The following is a 6243-nucleotide window of genomic DNA, read 5'->3' as shown; positions in this document are numbered from 1 at the left end:
CAAAACCGATTGACTCTGAATAATTGGTTTATCCATCGCTTTCGAAAATCCAGTAGATCAAAGAACAACAAATACTTAGCTATTTATCCCGGAAGATCAAATCCTTCGTACAGTACTGATGTAGAATGATGAATGCCAAATGTAAAAGTGGTTTCTGGCCCCGCCCTTTTACATTTAACATTCATCATTCTACATTTATTATTTATTATGAACAACCCGCCCCCGGTTTCGCACTTTCGCCAGCAGGGGCGCAAAGGTTCTCCGCTCAATCACCAGCATCGTGCCGACGTATAAAACAAAGAGTACGAGGTGATACGGTACGGAAATCCAGAGGTTGGAAATTTCGATTTGGGAAGCCAGATAGATCAATAGTCCCCCGCTGAACAGATAAATCAACGCCGACGACACATCGTAGGGAACCGGATAATGCTTTTCGCCCAGCAGGTAGCAGGTAACGCACATCACCACGCTCGATGCCAGATACGCTACGGCACAGCCCATGTAGCCCATCACCGGAATCAGCAACACATTGAGCAGCACCGTAATAGCCGCGCCCAGGGCAGTAATGAAAGTGCCGTAGGCGGTTTTATCGCTCAGCTTAAACCAGAATGAAATGTTGTAATAGACGCCCAGAACCAGATTGGCCAGCAGCAAAAGGGGTACGACGCTCAGCCCCTGCCGGTAGGTTTTCCCGATAAACAGCCCAATCCAGTCCAGATTCAAACTGATGCCAACCCAGATGATGACGCAGACAATGACAAACCATTTGTTGACGTCGGCCAGCAAACCGGGGGCGTTTTTGTCTTCGGCGCGGGAGAAAAAGAACGGGTCAGCCGCAAACTTGAACGATTGAATGGCGAGCGCCATAAAAACGGAGAGTTTATAACAGTTCCCGTAAATACCGAGGGCATCTTCCGACGTCAGGCCCGGATAAAAACCGTCTGGCAAAAGCGGGCGCAAAAACCAGCGATCCGTCAGCATATTGACATTACCGGCTAGCGCGGTCAGCATTAGTGGAAATGAATAAGCCAGTAAAAGCCGCACCTGCGGCTTGTCGAGCTGAAAACGAAACCCCGCAAACGTTTTCCACAACAGCGGAAAATACACCAGATTGGCGATCAGATTCGCCAGAAAAATGTAACCGGGTCCAACGGAAGGGTCGTAGAACAGATCAACGACGGGTTGCAGAAAAAGCAAATACTCGCCGTTGTAAATCTGCGGGCAGATCACCAGAAAGAAGACATTCAGCACGACATTGATCGCAATATTGATCAGTTTCGCTTTTACAAACTGCCGGGCCTGGTTTTCGACGCGAAGCCGGGCAAACGGAATCGATACAATCGCGTCCGTCGCCACAATCATCGCCACCCAGATAATGAACTTCTGCTGACCGGGGTAATTCAGTGCAGTAGCAATTTGGGGAGAGAAAAGCGCAATCAGGGCCGTTGCCACCAGGCTGACGGCCAGCACAATGCTCAAGGTTTCGTTAAAGACCTTCTGCTTGTCCTCTTTCTGGCGGGAAGCATACCGGAAAAAGGCGGTTTCGAGACTTAATGTATACACCAGCAGCAAGACTGGTACGTACGAAAACAATTCAACATTCGAAGACAGTTCGCCAGGACGCGGAAACACCCGCGTATGCAATGGAACCATCAACCAATACAGCATCCGCCCCAAGATGGTACTGACCCCATACAGAGCGGTATCGCTCGCCAATTTTTTAAATGCACTCATACGATTTCGTTCCCGCAAAGATAGGCGTTCCGGTAATACACTTTTGGTTTTTATACGAAGCTGGACCCAGGCGGTTTTTCTATCCCTAAATCCAGAACCAGCAGCCTTGCTTGAAAGGATTTTTGCAAAGAGAAATTCGGGTCAAACAGGCCTTTTTACAGAATTTAGGGCAGAAAATAAAACCTGAGCATTATTCTGAAAAATAATGCATCAATTTTTCATACCATAAACTATTTGCCCGACTCCGCCGTTTACTATTCAATTGCGTCTTTCAACAAAATCCTGCTGGCTTCCGGCGGGATTTTTCATTTCCTCAAATCCCCCTTTTTCCACCCCGATTTTGCCCCAATAAATTCAACTTCTCTTCGTTAAAATGTATAGCCAAGTGATAAATCGTTAACTTGGCGGCAATCACAGCATATTGTTACAGGATTTATATGAAAATCAGTACCTCCTATTCCCTGCTGGTGGCGCTGGGGTTGGCCATAGGGCTGGCTGGATGCAACTCTGCCATGCAGGTGTATAAAAAAGGCGTTCGACAATTCGAACAAGGGGAATACAACCTGGCCATTGAGAATTTGCAGAAAGCCGCCAACGGCAAAGGCGTCACCGACGTCGCCCGGCTGAATTATCTACTGGCGGAATCCTACCGCCTGTCGAACCGTTTCCCGCAAGCGGCACCGTTTTACCAGAAAGCCATCGAAGCCGGTATTCCGGAGATCAACGCCAAAATGTATTATGCCTACGCGCTCAAGGCGCAGGGCCGGTATCCGGAAGCGTTGGTGCAACTGGATCAGTATGTAGCCACCAAACCGTCCAGTAAAGTCAATCTGGAAAAAGCCCGGCGCGAAGCCGAAACCCTGCGGGCCATCGACCTCATCAGCCAGAAAAAAATTGCTTTCCAGCCTAAAAACATTGGTGCGCTGAACTCTCCGGGTTCCGAATATGCGCCGGTGGTTCGCGGAGACGAGCTGATTTTCACCTCATCGCGGAAAGAGAAGATTTACAAAAACAACGGCCAGCCGATGACCGGGCTTTATAAAATCAAGCTGGCACAGAAACCGGACGAAACCGGAAACAACCCGCAACTGTTCAGTTCCAACATTTTCAAAGACGACGCCAACGAAGGCACACCCGCGTTTTCGAAAGACGGAAAAATCATGATTTTTGCGCGGGGCAACAACGGAAAACGCAAAGGCGGTTTGGACGTCGACTTGTTTATCAGTCGGTTATCAACCGACAACGCCTGGAGCGAACCCCTGCGACTGCCCATCAGCGACTCAACCGCCTGGGACGGCAGCCCGGCGTTTTCGGCCGACGGCAAAACGCTCTATTTTGCTTCCAACCGCGCCGGAACTGTGGGCGGTATTGATCTGTATCGCACGAACATGGATGCGTCGGGCCGGTTCAGCCGCCCGGTCAACATGGGCCGTGACATCAATACGCCGGGTGACGAAATGTTTCCATATGTGGCCGAAGATGGCAAATTGTATTTTGCGTCCGATGGTCATCCCGGTTTAGGCAAGCTTGATATTTTCGTCGCAACCCGCTCGCAGGGCATCATTTCGGTGGAGAACCTGGGCGTACCAATCAATTCACCGGCGGATGATTTCGGGCTGTTTCTGGTCGAAGCCGACAAAGGCTATTTTGCCTCGAACCGCGAGGGCGGAAAGGGCGACGATGACATTTATTATTTCGACGACTCCGAATCGACCACCGAAAAACCGCCATTGGCTTCCACCCCACCGACCGAAGCGCCGAAACGGGTGCGCTATTTCATTGCAGGTACGGTTTCGGAAAACGCGTCTCCTCAGGCCCCCCTGGATTCCGCGACGGTTCGAATCATTGAAGAAGGCGTTGAAGCACCGATTGGCGAAGCGCTGACGGGCAACCCCGGTACGTATGGAAAATATCCGCTGAAGGAAGGAAAGGACTACACGATTCTGGTTGAACGGCCCGGTTATCTGACCAAGCGCGAACAGTTTACGATGCAGGGCCGGAGCATTCCGCCGATTTTCCTGAAAAAAGCCGAAACCGACACCACTTTTGAAGTACCGATTTTGCTCGACAAGGTAACGCTGGGCAAAACGTTTGTGCTCGAAAATATTTACTACGATCTGGATAAATACGCCATCCGCCCCGACGCGGCCGAGGAACTCGACAAGCTGGTGACCATTCTGAAAGACAATCCGACGCTGAAAATTGAGCTGAGTTCGCACACCGACGTTCGGGCCGCCGATGCCTACAACATCCGGCTGTCGCAAAACCGGGCCAAAGCCGCCGTCGATTACATCGTTTCCAAAGGAATTGAGGCCGAACGGATGATTGCCAAAGGCTACGGCGAAACGCAGCTCATTGTCAAAAACGCCAAAACGGAAGACGAACACCAGCGCAACCGCCGAACGGAGTTTAAGATCCTGAGTTTCTAAGTTTCAGGCCATTCCAAACAACGGGTTAAATTTCAAGTTTACGGTTTACGGTTTTTAGTTTACGGTGGCTGACGCATTCACATTTTGCTCGCGTCAGCCACCGTAAACCAAAAACCGTAAACCGTAAACTTTTTTGCTATGAAAAACGATAAGCTCCGGCAGTTCCTGGTTGTCTTCGTCATTATTTCGACCATCATCATGAACTACCTGTCGAACGCGTTGCCGTTTGGCGGACAGACCAACGCCCAGGTTTCCAATAAATACTTTACGGACTTCACACCCGCCGGTTTTGCCTTTGCCATCTGGGGGGTCATTTATCTGGGTTTACTGGGCTTTGCGGTTTATCAGGCCCTGCCGTCGCAACGGACCAATCCGCGTTTTCGAGCCATCGGCCCGCTGGTCATCCTGAATGGCGTGTTCAACAGCTTGTGGTTACCCATTTTCCAAAATGAGTGGCTTTTTGTTTCCGTTCTGTTCATTTCCGGTATTCTCTTTACGCTCTACGGCATCAACTTCGGCCTTCGGCTGAACGCAGCCGACGTGCCGACTGCCGAAAAATGGCTGGCCCGGGTTCCGTTTGGCCTGTATTTTGGATGGGTAACGGTCGCTACCATTGCCAACATCTGTGTCTGGCTGAAATCGACCGGCTGGGATGGTGGCGGTCTGGGCGGACCGGTCTGGGCGCAGATCCTGATTGCCGTTGGTCTGGCCATCGGGTTATTCGTCTTCAGCCGGTTGCGGAGTTTTTCGTACCTGCTGGTGTTCGTCTGGGCGTTTGCCGCCATTTCCGCCGGGCAACAGGGCAACGGTTCCGTATCGCTGGTCGCCGGAATTGGGGCCGGAATTGCCGCTCTTGTGTGGCTGGTCAGCTTTTTCCAACGGCCCAAAACGCCCGCGCACTCGTTTGGCTGAAACCTTCGAAACTTCGGACGGAACCTGTCAGGTTTTAGAAACCTGACAGGTTCCGTCCGAAGTTTCGAAGGTTTCAGCCGGTTTTTTTGCACGTTTGCGGCTATTGAACGATTTTTACAGCATGTCATGGAAACTACCCGCCGACCAGTTTAAATTTTCGCCCGACGACGACGATTTTCCCAACGTTTATTACTTCGTTCAGCAGTTTGGTATCTTCCCCAATCAGCTTATTTGCCGTCATCAGTTTGAAATAACCCTGCCTGATTTCCTGACCCAACAGCGATTCATCAAGGTTCACGAGCGCACGGATTTGTTTACCAAACAGGAGGAACATTCGTTCTGGTCACATCCCGAGGGGCTTTTGTTACGGTTGCACTACCTGCCCGCCATGAAGGCCTACTCGATGCTGGGTGGCTACAGCAGCCGCGAAGTGCTCGACCGGGTTCTGACTGGCCTGGATGCCTACAAGATTCCGGACCCGGACAATTCGCTGGGCAAGGTGGGGCTCATTACGCAACAGTACAACGAACTGATTGTGGAAGAAACCCAGTTGAAGCTGCTGCCGCTCGATCTGGAAAAACACTACAACGATGATTTGCAGCCCGTTTACGACAAGTTGATTCAACGGCTGAATACCAACAGCGAAAAAGGGCTGATCATCCTGCACGGCAAACCGGGAACGGGCAAAACCAACCTCATCCGCCACCTAACCACGCAGCTTTCCAAGCAGGTGCTGGTGTTGCCGCCCCAGTTGGTCGAAGTGATGACCCAACCCGGTTTTATTCCGTTTTTGCTCGAACAGCGCAACTCGATTCTGGTCATCGAAGAAGCAGAACAGGTGCTGATGGACCGTGAATCGGATGTTCGGAATGCCGCCGTTTCCAACCTGCTCAACCTGACCGACGGCTTGCTGGCCGACTGCCTGGCCATCCAGATCATCTGTACGTTCAATACCGACATCAAACGACTCGATCCGGCGCTGCTTCGGAAAGGGCGGCTCATTGCCCGCTACGAATTTGGCGAGCTGGCCGTCGACAAAGCCAACCGGCTGCTCGAAGAACGGGAACTGGCGTTCCGGACGGAACAACCCATGACCCTGGCCGATATTTATCACCTGGAAGAAGAAGTTCATTTCGCTAAAAAAACGAACCGGTCCATTGGTTTTTAA

Annotated in this window: 4 protein-coding genes; 3 read left to right on the top strand and 1 reads right to left on the bottom strand. The window is 51.2% G+C overall.

All coding sequences use genetic code 11. The features are described 5' to 3' along the window. Positions 1-198 precede the first annotated feature (198 nt). Positions 199-1734, bottom strand: a complete 1536-nt coding sequence (locus ACS5NO_RS32650; RefSeq protein WP_439418992.1) for a polysaccharide biosynthesis protein — start codon at positions 1732-1734, stop codon at positions 199-201. 437 nt (positions 1735-2171) lie between these two features. Here ACS5NO_RS32650 and ACS5NO_RS32645 point away from each other — a divergent pair, with 437 nt between their 5' ends. The 3 genes from ACS5NO_RS32645 (at position 2172) to ACS5NO_RS32635 (ending at position 6243) form a co-directional block, all read left to right on the top strand. Beyond that, positions 2172-4163: a CHU_0125 family OmpA-like outer membrane integrity protein gene (locus ACS5NO_RS32645; RefSeq protein ID WP_439418991.1), complete on the top strand. Its 1992-nt coding sequence runs from the start codon at positions 2172-2174 to the stop codon at positions 4161-4163. Positions 4164-4301: 138 nt separating this feature from the next. Beyond that, on the top strand, positions 4302-5075 hold the full coding sequence (locus tag ACS5NO_RS32640; protein WP_150878983.1) for a TspO-related membrane protein: 774 nt from the start codon (positions 4302-4304) through the stop codon (positions 5073-5075). 121 nt (positions 5076-5196) lie between these two features. Further along, positions 5197-6243 carry an AAA family ATPase gene (locus ACS5NO_RS32635; RefSeq protein WP_439418990.1) on the top strand — a complete coding sequence of 349 codons (1047 nt, stop codon included), beginning with the start codon at positions 5197-5199 and terminating at the stop codon, positions 6241-6243.

Source organism: Larkinella fluvii (genome assembly GCF_051857545.1).
Classification (GTDB): Bacteria; Bacteroidota; Bacteroidia; order Cytophagales; family Spirosomataceae; genus Larkinella.
Note: the sequence above shows the minus strand (reverse complement) of the source record. Positions and strands in the feature narration are given on the sequence as shown.

Coding starts and splice junctions, on each gene's coding strand:
- ACS5NO_RS32645 (WP_439418991.1), top strand. CDS start 2,172: ATGAAAATCAGTACCTCCTATTCCCTGCTGGTGGCGCTGGGGTTGGCC.
- ACS5NO_RS32640 (WP_150878983.1), top strand. CDS start 4,302: ATGAAAAACGATAAGCTCCGGCAGTTCCTGGTTGTCTTCGTCATTATT.
- ACS5NO_RS32635 (WP_439418990.1), top strand. CDS start 5,197: ATGTCATGGAAACTACCCGCCGACCAGTTTAAATTTTCGCCCGACGAC.
- ACS5NO_RS32650 (WP_439418992.1), bottom strand. CDS start 1,734: ATGAGTGCATTTAAAAAATTGGCGAGCGATACCGCTCTGTATGGGGTC.